This window comes from Burkholderia sp. MBR-1, from assembly GCF_013822785.1.
Classification (GTDB): domain Bacteria; phylum Pseudomonadota; class Gammaproteobacteria; order Burkholderiales; family Burkholderiaceae; genus Burkholderia; species Burkholderia vietnamiensis.
On sequence record NZ_CP053610.1, the window covers coordinates 195,965 to 214,728 of the forward strand.

Annotated in this window: 16 protein-coding genes and 1 riboswitch; of the genes, 10 read left to right on the plus strand and 6 right to left on the minus strand. The window is 70.1% G+C overall.

The window, feature by feature from the left end; translation table 11 throughout:
- Positions 1–8 precede the first annotated feature (8 nt).
- From MBR110_RS15780 to MBR110_RS15795, 4 genes are all read left to right on the plus strand, one after another.
- Positions 9–713: a chemotaxis protein CheW gene (locus tag MBR110_RS15780; RefSeq protein ID WP_043292371.1), complete on the plus strand. Its 705-nt coding sequence runs from the start codon at positions 9–11 to the stop codon at positions 711–713.
- Positions 710–3,088 carry a hybrid sensor histidine kinase/response regulator gene (locus MBR110_RS15785; protein WP_181709410.1) on the plus strand — a complete coding sequence of 793 codons (2,379 nt, stop codon included), beginning with the start codon at positions 710–712 and terminating at the stop codon, positions 3,086–3,088. Before MBR110_RS15780 ends, MBR110_RS15785 begins: the two co-directional genes overlap by 4 nt.
- On the plus strand, positions 3,085–4,104 hold the full coding sequence (locus MBR110_RS15790) for a chemotaxis response regulator protein-glutamate methylesterase (protein WP_175983699.1): 1,020 nt from the start codon (positions 3,085–3,087) through the stop codon (positions 4,102–4,104). The genes MBR110_RS15785 and MBR110_RS15790 overlap by 4 nt, the downstream gene beginning before the upstream one ends.
- Positions 4,105–4,172: 68 nt before the next feature.
- A riboswitch (Fluoride riboswitch) is annotated at positions 4,173–4,278 on the plus strand.
- Positions 4,279–4,358: 80 nt separating this feature from the next.
- Positions 4,359–5,600: a voltage-gated chloride channel family protein gene (locus tag MBR110_RS15795; RefSeq protein ID WP_175658244.1), complete on the plus strand. Its 1,242-nt coding sequence runs from the start codon at positions 4,359–4,361 to the stop codon at positions 5,598–5,600.
- 77 nt (positions 5,601–5,677) lie between these two features.
- On the opposite strand, the gene MBR110_RS15800 is transcribed toward MBR110_RS15795, so the two are convergent.
- A complete protein-coding gene (locus MBR110_RS15800; protein ID WP_011881512.1) occupies positions 5,678–6,391 on the minus strand; it encodes a riboflavin synthase in 714 nt (237 codons plus the stop codon).
- Between the two features lie 137 nt (positions 6,392–6,528).
- Positions 6,529–8,391: an ABC transporter ATP-binding protein gene (locus MBR110_RS15805; RefSeq protein WP_059462391.1), complete on the minus strand. Its 1,863-nt coding sequence runs from the start codon at positions 8,389–8,391 to the stop codon at positions 6,529–6,531.
- A gap of 509 nt (positions 8,392–8,900) precedes the next feature.
- On the opposite strand from MBR110_RS15805, the gene MBR110_RS15810 reads away from it, so the two are divergent.
- Positions 8,901–9,782, plus strand: a complete 882-nt coding sequence (locus MBR110_RS15810) for a Dyp-type peroxidase (RefSeq protein ID WP_181709411.1) — start codon at positions 8,901–8,903, stop codon at positions 9,780–9,782.
- Positions 9,783–9,957: 175 nt separating this feature from the next.
- Here MBR110_RS15810 and MBR110_RS15815 read toward each other — a convergent pair whose 3' ends face one another.
- Genes MBR110_RS15815 through MBR110_RS15825 form a run of 3 tightly spaced genes read right to left on the minus strand, consistent with a single transcriptional unit; the run spans position 9,958 to position 11,539 of the window.
- Entirely contained in the window at positions 9,958–10,359 is a 402-nt protein-coding gene (locus tag MBR110_RS15815) for an OsmC family protein (protein ID WP_014724598.1), read from the minus strand.
- A 58-nt stretch (positions 10,360–10,417) separates the two neighbouring features.
- Complete coding sequence (locus tag MBR110_RS15820; protein ID WP_059668949.1) at positions 10,418–10,612, minus strand: hypothetical protein; 195 nt, start codon at positions 10,610–10,612, stop codon at positions 10,418–10,420.
- A 6-nt stretch (positions 10,613–10,618) separates the two neighbouring features.
- A complete protein-coding gene (locus tag MBR110_RS15825; protein ID WP_014724599.1) occupies positions 10,619–11,539 on the minus strand; it encodes a LysR family transcriptional regulator in 921 nt (306 codons plus the stop codon).
- A 436-nt stretch (positions 11,540–11,975) separates the two neighbouring features.
- Here MBR110_RS15825 and MBR110_RS15830 point away from each other — a divergent pair, with 436 nt between their 5' ends.
- The 5 genes from MBR110_RS15830 to MBR110_RS15850 all read left to right on the plus strand — a co-directional run bounded on the left by MBR110_RS15830 (position 11,976) and on the right by MBR110_RS15850 (position 17,243).
- Positions 11,976–12,857 (plus strand): helix-turn-helix domain-containing protein, encoded by an 882-nt coding sequence (locus MBR110_RS15830; RefSeq protein ID WP_226102889.1) that lies wholly within the window; start codon positions 11,976–11,978, stop codon positions 12,855–12,857.
- Between the two features lie 54 nt (positions 12,858–12,911).
- Positions 12,912–14,228 (plus strand): Nramp family divalent metal transporter, encoded by a 1,317-nt coding sequence (locus MBR110_RS15835; protein ID WP_014724602.1) that lies wholly within the window; start codon positions 12,912–12,914, stop codon positions 14,226–14,228.
- Positions 14,229–14,309: 81 nt separating this feature from the next.
- Positions 14,310–14,897 carry a phosphatase PAP2 family protein gene (locus tag MBR110_RS15840; RefSeq protein ID WP_011881519.1) on the plus strand — a complete coding sequence of 196 codons (588 nt, stop codon included), beginning with the start codon at positions 14,310–14,312 and terminating at the stop codon, positions 14,895–14,897.
- A gap of 505 nt (positions 14,898–15,402) precedes the next feature.
- A complete protein-coding gene (locus MBR110_RS15845; protein ID WP_014724604.1) occupies positions 15,403–16,191 on the plus strand; it encodes an SDR family oxidoreductase in 789 nt (262 codons plus the stop codon).
- Between the two features lie 35 nt (positions 16,192–16,226).
- The gene (locus tag MBR110_RS15850) at positions 16,227–17,243 is read left to right on the plus strand and encodes an NADP-dependent oxidoreductase (protein WP_014724605.1); all 1,017 of its coding nucleotides are present in this window, start codon (positions 16,227–16,229) and stop codon (positions 17,241–17,243) included.
- Between the two features lie 309 nt (positions 17,244–17,552).
- Here the strand turns inward: MBR110_RS15850 and MBR110_RS15855 are convergent, their stop codons facing one another.
- On the minus strand, positions 17,553–18,605 hold the full coding sequence (locus tag MBR110_RS15855) for an AI-2E family transporter (protein WP_011881522.1): 1,053 nt from the start codon (positions 18,603–18,605) through the stop codon (positions 17,553–17,555).
- Between the last annotated feature and the right edge of the window lie 159 nt (positions 18,606–18,764).

An 18,764-nucleotide genomic window follows, 5' to 3' on the forward strand; every position in this document is an offset into this window, starting at 1 on the left:
ACGAAACCCTGAACCGCGAAGCTGCCGCCGCCGGCGCGGCGCCGATCGACGTCGACGATTGCTGGAACCGGATCGGCACGAGCGGCGACCGCTCGTGCGAGCGGCTCGCCGCGTGCCTGCGCTGCCTGAACTGCCCGGTCTACGCACACCATGCTGCGCGCTTGCTGGAGCGTCCGCTCGACGCGGCCGAGATGGCCGACGGCGCGCGGCGGCTCGGCGCGCACGACGCAGCCCGCATGCATCGCGACGACGATACGCGCCATGCGGCGCTGGCGTTTCGCGTCGCGGACGAATGGCTGGCGCTGCCGATCGGCGCGTTGCGCGAGATCGTCGGGACGCGCCCGATTCATTCGCTGCCGCATCGCCGCCATTCGGCGGTGCGCGGCGTGGTGAACATTCGCGGCACGCTGCGCATCGCGATCTCGCTCGGCGCGCTGCTCGGCCTGGACGCCGGCAAGACCCGCGCGCGCGGCGCCGACGGCGGCTTCACGCGCTTGCTGGTGGCCGCGCACCGCGGCGAGCCGGTGGTGTTTCCGGTGGACGAAGTCGAGGGCGTGCTGCGCTTCGATGTATCCGAATGGGTGCCCGTGCCGGCGACGGTCGGCCGCGCGGGCGCCGGCCTGTCGCGCGGCGTGCTGTCGTGGCGCGGCAAGTCGGTGGGGCTGCTCGACGACGACCGGCTGTTCGACGCGGTCACGCGGAGCATGCGATGAGCGGCGATGACGATCTGAGCCATCTGTCGTTGCTCGAACTCTATCGCGAGGAGACGCGCACGCAGACGCAGGCGCTGTCCGAGCGTCTGCTCGTGCTGGAAGCGCGCGAACCCGACGCCGCCGCGCTCGACGCGTGCATGCGCGCCGCGCATTCGCTGAAGGGCGCCGCGCGCATCGTCGGCGTGCCGCCTGGCGTCGATATCGCCGGGCGGATGGAGGAATGCTTCGTCGCCGCGCAGGCCGGCGCGATCGCGCTGAGTGCGGCGCACGTCGACGTGCTGCTCGCCGGCGTCGACCTGCTGCTGCGCGTCGCAGATCCGGACGCGCCGCCCGTGTCGGCCGCCGAGATCGACGCGTTCGCGCTGGCGCTGACGAGTGCCGATGCCGCGCAGGCGGTGCCGGTGGCACCGGCTTCGGCACCGGTCTCAGCGCCGACGTCAGCCGCGCCGCAGCGCGGGTATGACGGCGCGGTGAACGAACCAGTGGACGCTGGCGCGGCGACGCCGCCCCATGCAGCGCAGCCATACGTAGCGCAGCCGTACGCAACATCGGCCCATGCGACACCGCCGCACGCAACGCCACCGCCCGCGACCGATCCCCCACACGCCGCCCAGGCGGCTGCCACCGCCACCGCCGCAATGCGCCGCGTCCGCGCCGATACGCTGAACCGGCTGCTGAGCCTGTCCGGCGAGTCGCTCGTCGAATCGCGCTGGCTCAAGCCGTTCGCCGAATCGATGCTGCGCGTGAAGCGCGCGCAGCGCGACGCGGCCCGCTCGCTCGATCTGCTGTACGAACGCTTCGCCGACGATCTCGACGCGGGCGCGCTCGCGTCGATGAACGAAGTGCGTCACATGCTGAACGATCTGCAGCGCGCGCTCGCCGAGCGCATGGACGAATTCGACCGCTTCGAGCGGCGCAGCACGCACATCGCCGAGCAGCTGTACGACGAGGCGCTGCAATGCCGGATGCGGCCGTTCGGCGATGCGACGCGCGCGTATCCGCGCATCGTGCGCGACCTCGCGCGCTCGCTCGGCAAGCAGGTACGCTTCTCGATCGTCGGCGAGGGCACGCAGGTCGACCGCGACATCCTCGATCTGCTCGACGCGCCGCTCGGCCACCTGCTGCGCAACGCGATCGACCACGGCGTCGAGCCGCCCGACGTGCGCCGCGCGCGCGGCAAGCCGGCCGACGCGCGCGTGACGCTCGAGGCGCGGCACAGCGCCGGCTCGCTGCTCGTCAGCGTGATCGACGACGGGCCGGGCGTCGACCTCGACGCGCTGCGCGCGGCCGTCGTGCGCCAGCGCCTCACCGACGACGAGACGGCCGCGCGGCTGTCCGACGCCGAGCTGCTCGAATTCCTGCTGCTGCCCGGCTTCTCGATGCGCGACGCGGTGACGGACGTGTCCGGCCGCGGCGTCGGCCTCGACGCGGTGCAGGAGATGGTGCGCGGCGTGCGCGGCGCCGTGCGGATCTTCAACGAACCGGGCGTCGGCATGCGCTTCGTGCTGCAGCTGCCGCTCACGCTGTCGGTGATCCGCAGCCTGCTCGTCGAAGTCGGCGGCGAGCCGTATGCGTTTCCGCTCGCGCACGTGCGCCGCACGCTCGAACTGGCGCACGACGACATCGACGTGCTCGAGGGCCAGCCGCATTTTCCGTTCGACGGGCGGCGCGCGGGCCTCGTCGCCGCGCATCAGCTGCTCGATGCGGGCGCGCCCGACGCCGCGCGGGCGACTACGGCGGTCGTGGTGGTCGGCGGCGAGCCCGAGCTGTACGGCGTCGCGGTCGACCGCTTCCTCGGCGAACGGATGCTGGTCGTGCAGCCGCTCGACAGCCGCCTGCACAAGATCCAGAACATCGCGGCCGGCGCGCTGCTCGAGAACGGCGACCCGGTGCTGATCGTCGACGTCGAGGACCTGATCCGCTCGGTCGACAAGCTCGTGCGCGGCGGCCAGCTCGCGACGCTGTCGCGCGATCCGCAGCGCGCGCTCGGCGAGCGGCGTCGTCGCGTGCTCGTTGTCGACGATTCGCTGACGGTGCGCGAGCTCGAGCGCAAGCTGCTCGAGAAGCGCGGCTACGACGTGACCGTCGCGGTGGACGGGATGGACGGCTGGAACGCGGTGCGCAGCGACGCGTTCGACCTCGTCGTCACCGACGTCGACATGCCGCGCATGGACGGCATCGAGCTCGTCATGCTGATCAAGGGCGACCCGGCGCTCAAGCGCGTGCCCGTGATGATCGTCTCGTACAAGGATCGCGACGAGGATCGCCGGCGCGGGCTCGACGCCGGCGCCGACTACTACCTGGCCAAGAGCAGCTTCCACGACGAGGCGCTGCTCGACGCGGTGCACGACCTGATCGGAGACGCGCGCGGATGAACATCGGCATCGTCAACGATCTGCCGCTGGCCGTCGAGGCGCTGCGCCGGGTGATCGCCTCGCGCACCGAACATCGCGTGCTGTGGGTCGCGACCGACGGCGACGAGGCGGTGGACTTCTGCATCGCGCAGCCGCCCGATCTCGTGCTGATGGATCTCGTGATGCCGAAGCTCGACGGCGTCGCCGCGACGCGGCAGATCATGGCGCGTGCGCCGTGCGCGATCCTGATCGTGACCGCGGACGTCAGCGCGAACACGACGTCGGTCTACGAGGCGATGGGCGCGGGCGCGCTCGATGCGGTCGACACGCCGACGCTCGCGCTCGGCCTGCCGTCGGACGCCGCGCCGCAGCCGCTGCTCGCGAAGATCGACCAGATCGGCCGCCTGCTCGAAAGCCGCGCGGCGCCGCTCGCGCCGTGCGCGCGGATGCCGGCGTGCGGCCAGCCGACGCTCGTCGCGATCGGCGCGTCCGCCGGCGGGCCGACCGCGCTCACCGCGCTGCTGCGCGCGTTGCCGGCCGATTTCCCGGCCGCGCTGGTGATCGTGCAGCACGTCGATCAGGCGTTCGCGGTCGGCATGGCGGAGTGGCTCGACGGCCACACGCGGCTGCCCGTGCGCATCGCCCGGCAGGGCGGCGTGCCGCGTGCGGGCGAGGTGCTGCTGGCCGCCACCAACGATCACCTGAGCCTGTCGCCGCGCGGCGTGCTCGGCTATACGCGGCACCCGGTCGACACGCCGTACCGGCCGTCGATCGACGTGTTCTTCACCAGCGTCGCCGACGGCTGGCGGGGCGACGCGCTCGGCGTGCTGCTGACGGGCATGGGGCGCGACGGCGCGCTGGGGTTGAAGGCGATGCGCGCGAAGGGCTGCTACACGATCGCGCAGGACGAGGCGACCAGTGCGGTGTACGGGATGCCGAAGGCCGCCGCGGCGATCGGCGCGGCGGCGGCGATCCTGCCGCTCGAGCGCATCGCGCCGCGGCTCATCTCGCGCGTGATGCGCCGCTCGCCCGACTGAGCGCCTGCCGGCGCGGCCGGCGGCGCTGGTCGTCATGCTGGCGGCCGCGTCGCGCATCGCGTACAATCGCCGGCTGCGGAGATGGCATGCCTCCCTGCGGTCGATCACGGCGCGTTGCGCGCGCGAGTCGGCCCTCAACCGCCGGTGAGCCCGGCTGATGATGCCTGCGTGTTCCTGGGTCGTCAGGAGGTCGCAGGCCGTCCATTGCGGCATTCTGCCGCCCAGGTTTTGATGTTCCGTCGAATCTGGAAATCATGTTTTTCTCGACCTCTGCCGATTTCTTCGCGACCGTGCGCTACGTGTGCCGCTGGCTCGCCCTGTCGGCCCTGCTCGGCATCCTGGCCGGCACGGCTTCCGCATTCTTCCTGATCGCGCTCGACTGGGCGACCGGCACGCGCATCGCGCATCCGTGGCTGTTGTGGGGGCTGCCGGCCGCCGGCTTCGCGACCGGCTGGGTCTACCACCGGTTCGGCCAGTCGGTCGCGCGCGGCAACAACCTGCTGATCGACGAAATCCACGATCCGAAGGCGCTCGTGCCGAAGCGGATGGGGCCGCTCGTGCTGGCCGCGACCGTCGTCACGCATCTGTTCGGCGGTTCGGCCGGCCGCGAGGGCACGGCCGTGCAGATGGGCGGCGCGCTCGCCGACCGCGTCACGCAGTTGTTCCGGCTCGACCGCGAGCATCGGCGCGTGCTGCTGATGGGCGGTATCGCGGCCGGTTTCTCGTCGGTGTTCGGCACGCCGCTGGCCGGCGCGGTGTTCGGGCTCGAGGTGCTGGCGATCGGCCGGCTGCGCTACGACGCGCTGCTGACCTGCGTCGCGTCGTCGATCGTCGCCGATGTCGTGTGCCGCGCGTGGGGCGTGCATCACACCGTCTATGCGATCGCGTCGGTGCCGGCGGTGTCGGCGACCGGGCTGGCCGCGACGGTCGTCGCCGGCGTCGCGTTCGGCGTGGTCGGCCGGCTGTTCGCGTTCGCGACGCATGCGCTGACCGCCTGGTTCCGGCGCGTGGTGCGCTACGCGCCGCTGCAGCCGGTGCTCGGCGGCGCGATGGTGGCCGTCGCGGCCACCGTGCTGAACGTGCCGCAATACCTGGGCCTCGGGATTCCGACGATCGAGGCCGCGTTCCACGGGCCGCTGCCGGCGTACGATTTCGCGGGCAAGTTCGCGTTCACCGTGGTGACGCTCGCGTCCGGGTTCAAGGGCGGCGAAGTGACGCCGCTGTTCTACATCGGCGCGACGCTCGGCAACGCGCTCGGCCAGGTGCTCGCGCTGCCGGTGCCGGTGCTCGCGGGGCTCGGCTTCGTCGCGGTGTTCGCCGGGGCGGCCAACACGCCGATCGCGTCGACCGTCATGGCGATCGAGCTGTTCGGCGCGGATCTCGGCGTGTATGCGATCGTCGCGTGCGTGGTCGCGTATCTGTTCTCGGGACACGCGGGCATTTACCGCGCGCAGCGCATCGCGGTGGGCAAGGGCGCGCAGGTCGAGATCGACTGACGTCGGCGCGGCGGGCGGCCGGCCGTCAGGTGTCGACGCGATGCCGCCGCCGACGCTCGCCGGGGCGGCCGCGCGCGTTACGGCTTCGGCAGCTTCGCGACGTTGCGTGCGAGCAGTTCCTCGATATCGACGCCCTTGTCGGCCAGCAGCGTCGTGACGATGCCGGTCAGCTCGCCGAGCGTCTCCTGGACCGATTCGCGGATCGTGTCCACCACGACCTGGGTGCTGCGCTCGATCTCGATGTTGACCTTGGCGCCGACGCCCTTCGCATCGAAGGTGGTCGCGCGGCGCGTTTCGGGAATCAGCCACACTTCGAACCAGCCCGCGGCGCGGTCGACGTCGGCCACGGTCAGGCTGCAGCCGTTGATCGCGATATAGCCCTTCGCGAACACGTAGCGCTTGAACTCGGCCGGCACGCCGATGCGGATCATCCGGTTGTGTTCGGACGCCGCGATGTGCAGGACCGTGCCCGTGAAGTCGACGTGGCCGGACAGCGGATGCCCGCCGATTTCCGCGCCGTCCTTCGCGGCCCGCTCGACGTTCACGCGCGCGCCGGTCGCCAGCTCGGCCAGCGTGGTGATCCGCAGGCTCGGCAGCATCACGTCGAAGTCGATCAGCGTCGGCGAATGGATCGTCGTCACCGTCAGGCACACCCCGTCGACCGACACGCTGGCGCCGATCTCGATGTCGGCGGTGAAGCGTTCCGGGAATTCGATGCTGAACGTCCTCAGCTCGCCGTGGTCCTCGATGGCCTTGATGACGCCAACACCCTGAACAATGCCTGTAAACATGATCTGCCTTTCGTCGCGAATTGCCTGGTCCGTATGATAAGTGATCGCGGGAACCCGCATCGCGAGCAGGGTCGGCGGCGCGGCCCGCGCGCGCGGACCGCCCCCGCGCCGTCGGGCCGCTGACCGGCCTGCCCGCGTTACACGGCCGCCCGGTGTTCCGGCGACTCGGCGCCGTCGCCGAGCGTGCGCGGCGGCGCATCGATCAGGCCCTTCGCGAGCTCCAGCGCCTGCCGCTCGAACAGCCGGCGATAGACGCCGCCGTGGATACGGATCAGCGTATCGTGGTCGCCTTCCTCGATCACCTTGCCGCGCTCGAGCACGAGCAGCCGGTCGAGCGCGCGGACCGTCGACAGCCGGTGCGCGACCACGAGCGTCGTGCGCCCCACCATCAAGCGCTCCATCGCCTGCTGGATCAGCACTTCGCTTTCGCTGTCGAGGCTCGACGTCGCTTCGTCGAGGATCAGGACGGGCGCATCGGCGAGGAAGGCCCGCGCGATCGCGACGCGCTGCCGTTCGCCGCCCGACAGCTTGATCCCGCGTTCGCCGACGAGCGTGTCATAGCCGTCCGGCAGCGCGTCGATGAAATCGTGCGCGCTGGCCAGCCGCGCGGCGCGTTCGATCTCCGCGCGGCTCGCGTCGGGACGCGCATACGCGATGTTCTCCGCGAGCGTGCGGTGAAACAGCACCGGCTCCTGCTGGACGATCGCGATCTGGCTGCGCAGCGACTCCTGCTGCACCTGCGCGATGTCCTGCCCGTCGATCGTGATGCGCCCGCCCGACACGTCGTAGAGCCGCTGGATCAGCTTGATGAACGTCGTCTTGCCCGAGCCCGAATGGCCGACGAGCCCCACGCGCTCGCCGGGCGCGATGCGCATCGAGAAGTCGTCGTAGAGCGACACCGGATGGTTGCCGTAGCGGAACGTCACGTGCTCGAAGCGAATCTCGCCGCGCGTGATGCGGATCGCGGGCGCGCCGGGGCGATCCTCGATGCCGAGCGGCTGGCGCTCGAGCGCGACGAGTTCTTCCATGTCGTTGACCGAGCGCTGCAGGTTGCGGATGTGCATGCCGACGTCGCGCAGATAGCCCTGCAGCATGAAGAACATCGTCAGCGAGAACGCGATGTCGCCGACGCTCGCCTCGTCGTTCGCCCACAGCCGCAGCGCGACGCCGATCATCGCCGCCTGCATCGCGACCAGCATCGCGCCTTGCAGCCCGCCGTTGAGCGTGCCGCGCACCCACGTGCGGCGCGTGCGCTGCCGCCACTTGCCGATCACGCGCGCGAGGCGTGCTTCCTCGCGCGTTTCCGCGCCGAACGCCTTGACGACGGTGTTGCAGCTGATCGCGTCCGCGAGCGCGCCGCCCATGCGCGTGTCCCACATGTTGCCGAGCCGCGCGGCCGGCGCGACGATCCCGAGCGACACGGCCACCGTCACCGCGATATACAGCAGCGAACCCGCGCCGACGACGAAGCCCATCACCGGCCAGTGCGTGCCGAGCAGCACGGTTGCGCCGGCCAGCATCATCACCGACGGCAGCAGCGCGATCAGCACGGTGTCGTTCAGCAGGTCGAGCGCCCAGATCCCGCGCGTGATCTTGCGCACGGTCGAGCCGGCGAAGCTGTTCGCGTGCCAGTCGGTGGAGAAGCGCTGCACGCGATGGAACGACGCGGCGGCGATCTCGCTCATCATTTTCAGCGTCAGCGTGATGATGTTCAGGTAGACGCCTTGGCGCAGCAGCGTCGCGCCGATGCCAAGGCCGGCCAGCGTGCCGAACGCCGTGATGGCCGAACGCCATGCGGCGGTGCGCTCGGTCAGGCCGCTCGACAGTGCATCGACGAGGCGGCCGGCGAACAGCGGCGTGAGGACGTCGGCGAGTGCGCCGAGCAGCGCCAGCGCCGCGATCGCGGCGATGCGCACGGGCTGCCGGCGCCAGTAGCGGAACGTGAAGCCGAAGACGGCCCGGAATGCGTGGCCGCCCGAATGGGTGGTTTTTCTGGTCATGTATCGTTGCCCGGCGCGTCGCGCGTCGGGACTTTCCGGTTCGGAGAACGTCGAAAACGCGACAGCCGACCCGCGCGCACGGCGCGGATGAAACGAACAACGGGCTGTCGGGAAAATGCGCGGACCGGCGGGTGAGCGGACCCGGAAGCCGGCGCGTGCGACGCGCAGGATCAGCGGCGTCGCGAGACCACGTTCGGGAAGGCTGCTGGCATTCGTGACATCTGCACCTCCCTGTAGCGAACGGTTGAAATGAAGAAAAAAGGACGCCGAAAAAGCGTGGATCGATTCTAGCAGCAGTGTTCGGCTCGCCGCAATGTCTGACGAATGCGCGTTGCGGCGTCGATACGCGCGGCACGCGGCGCGTCGGAGGCTTCGATACGTTTCGGTATGTATCGGCCCCGTTTCGTGCGCGGCGCGGCGCGGAGCGCGGGGCCGCATCGATTAAACTTTGCGGTTGCGCCGGCTGCTGCGGCCCGGCCGATTCACCCCGATACATTCCTGAGGAAACGATGAGCGACGTTCAGCAAGGCATTCTGGCTCCGATCGACACGGCGGCCCGATACCTCACTTTCACGATTTCCAGCAACGTCAATGTCGCGGCGGCGCTGCGGGCATTGCGCGAGCTCGTCGACGGACGCGGCGCGGTCGCCGGCTTCGGCCATGCGCTGGCCGCGCATCTCGGGCGCCCGGTGCCGGGCCTGACCGAATATCCGGCGTTCGCGGTGAACGACCGCACGCTGCCCGTCACGCCCGCCGACGTGTGGGTGTGGCTGCGCGGCGACGATCGCGGCGAGCTGGTGCTGCGCACGCGCGCGATCGAGCGTGCGCTCGCGCCGGCCTTCGTGCTGCAGGACGTGGTCGACGGCTTCCGCTACTCGGGCGATCGCGACCTGTCGGGATATGAGGACGGCACCGAGAATCCGACCGGCGACGACGCGCTGGCCGCGGCCGTCGTGGCCGGGCAGGGCGCGGGCCTGGACGGCTCGAGCTTCGTCGCGGTTCAGCAATGGCTGCACGACTTCGACCGGATGGAGCGCATCGCGTCGGGCGACATGGATCACATCGTCGGCCGCCGCCGCTCGGACAACGAGGAGATCGACGACGCGCCCGCGTTTGCGCACGTGAAGCGCACCGCGCAGGAGAGCTTCGAACCGGAAGCGTTCATGTTGCGCCGCTCGGCGCCGTGGGCGGATGCGCGGCGCGCCGGGCTCTACTTCGTCGCGTTCGGCTGTTCGTTGCGCGCGTTCGACGTGCAGATGCGCCGGATGTGCGGCGCGGACGATGGCATCGTCGACGGCCTGTTCCGCTTCACGCAGCCGCTGACGGGCGCGTACTTCTGGTGTCCGCCGGTGAAGGACGGCAAGCTGGACCTGTCGGCGCTCGGGCTGTAAGCAGCGCGGTAGCAGCGGAGTGAACGGGCGGGCCGCGCATCTTGCGCGGCCCGCCCGTTTTTTGATGGTGCGCGTTCGCGTGGCGGGCGGCGTGGAGGCGGTTTGGCAGGGCGCGGCCGTGCGCTGCGTGGCAGGGCATGTTGGCTCCGTTCAGCTCGGCCCGGCCCGGCGCGCGTCAGTTCAGCGTCGTTTCGATGCGCGTGCCGCGTTTCACGAACTGCGTGACCGGCGTCTTCTCGCAGATCTCGGCGAGGCGCGCGCGCTGCGCGTCGTCGAGCGGGCCGTCGAGCGTCACGACGCGGCGCACGTATTGCTGTCCTTCGCGATCGGCATGCAGCTCGGTGCGCACGTCGATGCGCGCGGCCGGCCACGTTTTGCGCTGCATGTACATGCGCAGCGTCGCGGCCGTGCATTGCGCGAGGCCGGCCAGCACCAGTTCGAACGGCGCCGGCCCCACGCCCTGGCCGCCTTCGCGCGGCGCCTCGTCGCCGGTCAGCGCATGCGTGCCGGCTTGCAACTGGACGACGTAGTCAGGGGCGTCGGCGGCGAGCGTGGCGGCAGCGTGGATGAGCGACATGGCGAGTCTCCAAAGATCGGGATGGGAACGGCCGCGACGCGGCGCGGCAAAGGGCTCGTCAGCATACCGTCTCAGCCGACATCGCGTGCGCAGCGTGCTGCGGGGAGAGCGGGTCGCGATCGCCGGGGGCGTCGAGTGCTGTGGGCGTATCGGGTGCATCGAGCGCATCGAGCACATTGAGCACATCGGAGGCATCGAACGCGTCGAGCACATCGACCGCATCAACCGCCCACGCAGCGGCACGCAGCGCCACGCACCGCTACACAGCACCCCCCGCAATTTCCCGCACCAACCCCGCGACCCGCGCGCGCACCCACTGATGCGCCCGGTCGGTCTCGCGCGATTCGTGCCAGTACGCGAGCAGCGGAAACGGCTTGAGCCGTAGCGGCAGGGGCTGCACCGCGATCGGCAGCATGGTCGCGATGCGCAGCGCATACGTGCGCGGCAGCGTCAGCAGCAGGTCGCCGGCCGCCGCGATCTGGCACGCAGCGAAGTAGTGCTGGCAGATCAGCTGGATGTGGCGGAAGCGCCCGTCGTTGCCGAGCAGCACGTCGAGCGATTGCGGCTCGCCGAGCGAGGACACCGCGACGTGCCGCGCCGCGAAATAGTCGCTGCGCCGCAGCGGCCCGCGCATCAGCGGATGATCGTGCCGCATCGCGACGACGAGCGAGTCGTCGAGCAGATGCTCGGTCGCGATGCGCGGGCCGGTCTGCACGCGGCGATCGACGACCAGATCGAGATTGCCCGACGCGAGTTCGCGTTCGATCTCCGACAGCGCGACGCGGCGGCTCACGAACCGCAGGCCCGGCGCGTCGCTCGCGAATGCCGCGACGATTTGCGGCAGCGCGATCGATTCGAGCACGTCGCGAATGCCGATCGCGATGCTCAGCTCGAGCGTGGCCGGATCGAACGCCGACGGATCGCGCGCCGCGCGCTGCAGGCCCGCGACGTGCAGCTGCACGTCGGCGATGACCGCGCGCGTGCGTTCGGTCGGCACGACGCGGTTGCCCTGCCGCACGAACAGCGGATCGTCGAAATGCGCGCGCAACCGGTTCAGCGCGTGCGTGACGGCCGGCTGCGTCAGGTGCAACGCCCGCGCGGCCGCGCCGATCCCGCCATGCACGTAGACGGCGTCGAGCACGCGGAACAGGTTCAGGTCGAGACGATGATCGGCGGGCAAGGACGAGCTCGGCGAAGAGGGCGGTGCAGCGATTCTAAAGGATGCGGCGGCAACCCAAGCGCACCCGCGCATGCGCCGGCCGGCCCGGCGGCGCGCCGTTTGCCGCGCCGTCACGCGGCACAGCCTGTATCAATCCGCCATCATGATGTCGTGGTCGGCCACCGGCGCGCGGGAATCGGATCGTTCGGCTACGATGCCGTCGCTTCATATTTCGAGATAGCCGTCCTGTCGCACGCATCCACACCAAATATAAGCCTGACAGTTCGACGGTATCGGCAGAAGTCGAAACAGTCCGGGGGCCTTGCCAGTGCAAGCAGCAGATCAGCGGTGCGTAGTTGTCTATTTGAGTGCGGGGTTTTCGTTGGCGCAGGCCGCGCGTCTCGGCGAGGCTTTCAATCTGGCGAATCGCCTGCAGCCGCTCGGCGCGGATTATGAGGTGAAGTACGTGTCCGAAAGCGGCGGGTTGCTGCAGTCGTCGTCCGGCGTGAGGATCGCCGCCGACGCATTCGACGACGAGCACGGCCGCAGCGCGTATGCATTCCTGCATCTTCATGGCGAGCGCGTGACGATCAACTGGGACGCCGCCTTGCAGCGGCGCCTCGGCGACGTCCGTCGCCAGGCGCGCTGGATCGCCGACGCGGTCGATCTGCCGGGCCTCGCCGCGGCGCCGCCGCTCATGCACGCGGCGCGCGCGCAGGCGGCCGACGGCACGCGCCGGCCGGCCGCGACGATCGAGCCGCCGGCCGGCGCCGTCGACGTGTTCGCGGTCGTGCTCGACATGTTCCGCGCCGATCTCGGCGACGGCGCCGCGCAGCAGATCGCCGACAACTTCATGCGTCCGGTCGAGCAACGCTATACGCAGTCGATGTGGGCGTACCGCGAACTGAGCGCGAGCCCGTCGATCCGGATGTCCGCGCAACGGCTGCGCACGCTCAGCGCGAACCGCATCTCGATCGCCGACGTCGCCCGCACGGCCGCGATGAGCGAACGCAACTTCCTGCGGCGCTTCAAGCGGGAAATCGGCGTGACGCCGACCGAGTTCGTGCAGCACGTGCGGCTCGAGCGCGCGTGCCACATGCTGGTCCATACGACGCTGCCCGCCGACAAGGTCGCGCGCCGCACCGGGTTCGGCAGCGGCGAGCGTCTGGCGAAGCTGTTTCGTCAGCGGCTGCTGGTGTCGCCGACCGAATTCCGCATCGCGGAGCGCGAGCGGCTGCTGATCGACGGCGCGCAGCAGCCCGAGGCGCGCACCGCATCCCGGCCCGCGCCGGCGGCCGGCGACTGGGCCGGCCCGGCGGCGCGCGCACACCTGCGGTAAAAAGCGGGGGGTGACCGTAAAATGGCCGGATTGCCCATCCGATCGCCCGTGTCCATGCCCTTGCTTCCCACCACCGCCACCGCCCCGTTCTGTCCGTCGGAAGTAAAGGGCAGCATCACGATCGACGCGCGCGCGTCGCGCTGGATGAAGTTCAAGCGCTTCTTCGGCCCGGGCCTGCTGGTGGCGATCGGCTACATGGACCCCGGCAACTGGGCCACCGACATCCAGGCCGGCTCGCAGTTCGGCTATTCGCTGCTGTGGGTCGTCGCGTTCTCGAGTCTCGCCGCGATCTTCCTGCAGATGCTGGCCGCGCGGCTCGGTCTGGTCGCCGGCAAGGATCTCGCGCAGGCGAGCTACGACCGTTATGGCCGCGTCGGCCGCCTCGTGCAGTGGGTGACCGCCGAGGTGTCGATCATCGCGTGCGACATCGCCGAAGTGCTCGGCTGCGCGCTCGCGTTCAAGCTGCTGCTCGGCGTGCCGCTCGCGTGGGGGATCGTGCTGACCGCGCTCGACACGATGATCGTCCTCGGGCTGCAGGGCAAGGGCGTGCGCCAGATCGAGGCGATCGTGCTCGGGTTGATCTCGACGATGGCGTTCTGCTTCGTCGCGCAGGTCGCGATCACGCCGCCCGACTGGCATGCGGTCGCGAAGGGGTTGGTGCCGGGCAACCCCGGCCACGACAGCAAGGACGCGATCGTGCTCGCGCTCGGCATCGTCGGCGCGACGATCATGCCGCACAACCTCTATCTGCATTCGTCGGTCGTGCAGACGCGCCACGTGGTCGGCGGCGCGCGCGGGCTGATCCGCGACACGCTCGCGCTGGTGCGCATCGACACCTGCGTGTCGCTGTTCGTCGCGATGCTCGTCAACGCGGCGATCCTGATCGTCGCGGGCGCGGCGTTCCATGCGACCGGCCAGCACAACGTGACCGACATCGAGCAGGCCTACCGGCTGATCACGCCGATCGCGGGCGGTGCGGCCGCGCTGCTGTTCGGCATCGCGCTGCTGGCGTCCGGGCAAAGCTCGACGCTCACCGGCACGATCGCCGGCCAGGTCATCATGGACGGCTTCCTGCACACGAAGATCCCGTGCTACCAGCGGCGTCTGATCACCCGCGGGCTCGCGCTGGTGCCCGCGTTGATCGGCGTGCTGTGGCTCGGCGACGGGTCGGTCGGGCAGCTGCTCGTATGGAGCCAGGTCGTGCTGAGCCTCCAGTTGCCGTTCGCGATGTGGCCGCTGATCCGCTCGGTCAGCGATCGCGGCACGATGGGCGAGCATGCGATCGGCCGCGGGATGCAGGCGCTCGCGTGGGCGCTGTTCGCCGTCATCGGCGGCACGAATCTGCTGCTGATCACCGGCGTCGCAAGCTGATACAGCCTGTCACAGGCTGAAACGGCCGCGCTGTGTGCATGCGTTAAACTGCGGCCTTTCGCTAGCCGTTCGACGTCCATCATGTGGAGTGAAATCAGCAACATCGGCGACGCCGCGCTGACCCTGCCGGTCGCGCTGACCTGCGCTATCTGGCTCGCACTGTCCGACTGGCGGCTCGCGGTGCGCTGGGTCGCGCTGCTCGCGGCCGGCATGAGCGTGGTCGGCGCGACCAAGATCCTCTATGCGGGGTGCGGCATCGAGATCCCGCAGTTCGATTTCCGCGTGATCAGCGGCCATACGATGCTGTCGACGTCGGTGTGGACGGTCGCGCTGGCGACGTTGTGGCAAGGGTTTCGCGCCGGCAAGGCGCCCGGCGTCGCGGCCGGGCTGGCCGTCGGCGCGGTGACGGCGATCGCGCGCGTGCTCGATCATTCGCATACCGTTCCGGAAGTCGTCGCCGGCTGGCTGCTCGGCGCGGCAGTCGCGCTGGCCTTTCTGCGCGCGTACGGCGACGCGCAACCGCGCGCGTTCTCGCCGCGCATCGCGGCCGTCAGCCTGCTGCTCGTGTCCAGCATCGCGTACGGGCACCGCGCGCCGTTCCAGCAGATGATCGACACCCATTCCCCGCAGTTCTGCGCTTTCGTGCGCGGCGCCGGCAACGGCGCCTGACGCGCGCGGCCGGCGCGGCGCGTCGGTCGCCGATGCCGCCGCGCGCGTGGCGCGGTCGCGCTGCAACGCCTGCTTCCTCCTCGCCTTGCCATTTCGTCGTCGACGGCCCGCGTGCGTGCGCCAGCGCCGTGCGCGGCGACCTGTCGCGCGCGCCGGCCAGGGGCGCGGCGCTCATCAATCCCGTCGATGACCGGGTATTACGAATATTCATTTCATCGATCGGCGGCGATCGCGTACGCTGGCGTTCGATCGAGCGGTGCCGGCAGCGACGGGCGGGCGCGTCGCTGCGGGCGGCGATGAGCTGTATCGGCAGGCGATCGCGTGCGGCATCAGCTTCACGCCGAGCGCCGCGTGCGCGTGAAATTCGGGCATCCCCGGCGCGGCCGGTTGCGCCGGACAGTTCGTCCGACGCCGCCACGCGGGCTCGCTATACTCGCACACCGCGCGAGCGCCGACAGGCGCGCGGCAGCCGCCGTCGCGGCCCATCACGATAGGAGCAGGTTCCATGACAGTCGTTTCTTCACGCCTCGCCGGCAAGCGTGCCTTCATCACGGGCGCCGCGGGCGGGCTCGGCCGCGCGATCGCGCGCCGGATGGTCGAGCAGGGCGCGCGCGTATTCCTGACCGACATCGCCGACGCCACGGCGCTCGATGCGTTCGCGGCCGAGCTGAACGCCGCGCACGCGGCGCCGGTCGCGTTCGCCGCGACGCAGGACGTGCGCGACGAGGCGCGCTGGCAGGCGCTGCTCGCGCAGGCCGACGAGGCGCTGGGCGGCCTGTCGGTGCTGGTCAACAACGCGGGCGTCGGATCGATCGGCGCGCCGACGCAGATCGCGCTCGACGAGTGGCGGCGCGTGATGGCGATCAACGTCGAGAGCATCGTGCTCGGCTGCAAGCACGCGCTGCCGTACCTCGGTGCGAGCGGCGCGGCGTCGATCATCAACATCTCGTCGGTGGCCGCGTTCAAGGTCGAGCCGGACTTCACCGCGTACAACGCGTCGAAGGCCGCGGTCGCGTCGCTGACGAAGTCGGTCGCGATCGATTGCGCGCGCCGCGAACTCGACGTGCGCTGCAACTCGATTCACCCGGCGTTCATTCGCACGGGCATCGTCGAGCCGCTGTTCCAGTCGCTCGGCGAGCGCGACGCGACGCGCAAGCTCGCACGCGGCATCCCGCTGCGCCGCCTCGGCGAGCCGGACGACGTCGCGCATGCGGCCGTCTATCTGGCGTCCGACGAGAGCCGCTTCATGACGGCCGCCGAGCTCGTGCTCGACGGCGGCATGTGCGCGGTGTGACGCGCACCGACCAACCATTACCGGAGGAGAACCTCGTGTCGACACTCGTGAACCGTCAGCTGCTGTTGAAGACGCGCCCCGAAGCGCGCGTCGGCCGCGAACATTTTTCGCTGGTCGAAACACCCGTCGCCGCGCTCGCCGACGGCGAAGTGCTGGTGCGCGTGCTGTATCTGTCGATGGACCCGACCAACCGCGTGTGGATGAGCGACGTGCCGCAATACCTGCCGCCGGTCGCGATCGGCGAGGTGATGCGCGCGCTCGGCATCGGCCGCGTGGTCGCGTCGCGCCATGCGGATTTCGCGGAAGGCGATCTGGTGCAGGGGCTCGTCGGCTGGCAGGACTATGCGCGCGTGCCGGCCGATCAGGCCGCGCAGCTCGTCAAGCTGCCCGCGCAGTCGGGCCTGCCGTTGCCGACGCTGCTCGGCGCGTGCGGGATGAGCGGCCTGACCGCGTACTACGGGCTGACCGAGATCGCGCCCGTGCAGCCGGGCGAAACGCTGGTGGTGTCGGCGGCGGCCGGATCGGTCGGCTCGATCGCCGGCCAGATCGGCAAGATCCACGGCGCGCGCGTCGTCGGCATTGCGGGCGGCGCGGACAAATGTCGCTACCTGACCGACACGCTCGGGTTCGACGCTGCCGTCGACTACAAGGCCGACGACTTCCGCGAGCAGTTGAAGGCCGCCACGCCGGACGGCGTGCACGTGAACTTCGAGAACGTCGGCGGCGACGTGATGCGCGCGGTGTTGTCGCGGATGGTGATCGGCGGCCGCGTCGCGCTGTGCGGCGTGATCTCGACCTACAACAGCGGGCGCGCGGCCGACGACGTCGGCGTGCTGATCTCGAAGCGGCTGACGATGCGCGGCTTCCTGATCCTCGACTACCGCAAGAGCCGCGAAGCGGTGCAGACGCTCGCCGGATGGCTGCGCGACGGCCGGCTCAAGGCCGAGGAAACCGTCGCCGACGGGCTCGAAAACGCGCCCGACGTATTGAACCGGCTGTTCGACGGCGACCATCGCGGCAAGCTCGTGCTGCGCGTCGATCCGCAGGCGTGACGCGCAGCGTGCGCGCGTAACGGCGTCGTGTCAGCCATTGCGCGGAACTTCGCTGCGGCTGCCGTGGGCGACGTTGGTGTGTTGGCGAACCAGGCGGCGTGACGTGTGCGTCACGCCGTTTTTTTCGACTTCGAGCGGGAAAGCGGGGGAGCCGGACGATCACGCACGTACGCCCGGCGTTATCGCTTGTGTCAGCGCTGCGCGCGTCGACCGGTGGCGCAGCCGGGCGCATCGTATCGGCTCGTATGGCCGAGCGGCGCCGACGACGGCTGCCGGCTCGCGACCTCGCGACGACCGGCGCGCACCGCGTCATTCCCCCTGTTCGGCGCGTGCGTAGATGTCCCAGCTGGCCATGAACAGCGCGGCGACCAGCGGCCCGATCACGAAGCCGTTGATGCCGAACAGCGCCATCCCGCCGAGCGTCGAGATCAGCACGACCCAGTCGGGCATCTTCGTGTCCTTGCCGACGAGGATCGGGCGCAGCAGGTTGTCGACGAGACCGATCACGCCGACGCAGAACCCGACCAGGATCACGCATTTCCACACCGCGCCGGTCGCGAGGAAATAAAGCGCGGCCGGCACCCACACGAGGCTCGCGCCGATCGCCGGCAGCAGCGACAGGAACGCCATCAGCGCTCCCCACAGCACGACGCCCTCGATCCCGAGGATCCAGAAGATCAGCCCGCCGAGCGCGCCTTGCACCAGCGCGACCGCGATGTTGCCCTTGACGGTCGCGCGCACGACCGTGGTGAACTTCGCGAGCAGCAGGTTCTTGTGCTCCTCGTCGAGCGGCAGCGCGCGCCGCACGCGGCGGCCGATTTCACCGCCGTCGCGCAGCAGGAAGAACACCATGTACAGCATCACGCCGAAGCTGACGACGAACTGGAACGTGTTCTGGCCGATGCTGAGCGCCTGCGTGGCGGCGAACTGGCTGATCTGCGCGGCGCCATCGGTCAGCTTCTTCTGGATGCCGGGGACGTTGGTGAGCCCGTATTTCTGCAACAGATGCTGGATCGACGTCGGCAGCGCCTGAATGATGTCGTGCACGTACTTCGAATAGTTCGGCGGCGCGTCCTTCAGCTCCTGGTACACGTACGCGATTTCCTGCACGAGCGTCCCCGCGACGAACACGAGCGGCAGGATCACGATCAGGATGATCAGCGACAACGTGAGCAGCGCGGCGAGGTTGCGCCGCTTGCCGAAGCGCGCGGCAAGCCAGCGCTGCACCGGCTGGAACAGGATCGCGAGAATGGTGCCCCAGAACACCGCGCCGGAGAACGGCGCGAGGATCCAGCAGAGTCCGACGGTGACCGCGAACAGCAGGAAGTAGAAGAATTTTTGGTGATCGTGTCCGCTGTCCATGGATGGTTCGCGCAGATTGATGCCTGGTTTGATTGAATCTCGTTGCCTCGGGCGCGATCGGCTCGCGAACGTCACGGTTCACGGCGACGCGCACCGCACGGCGGCCCGGATCGCAGTATGCCCGCAAAGGGGGCCGCGTCATAGCCGCTGCGCGGCGCG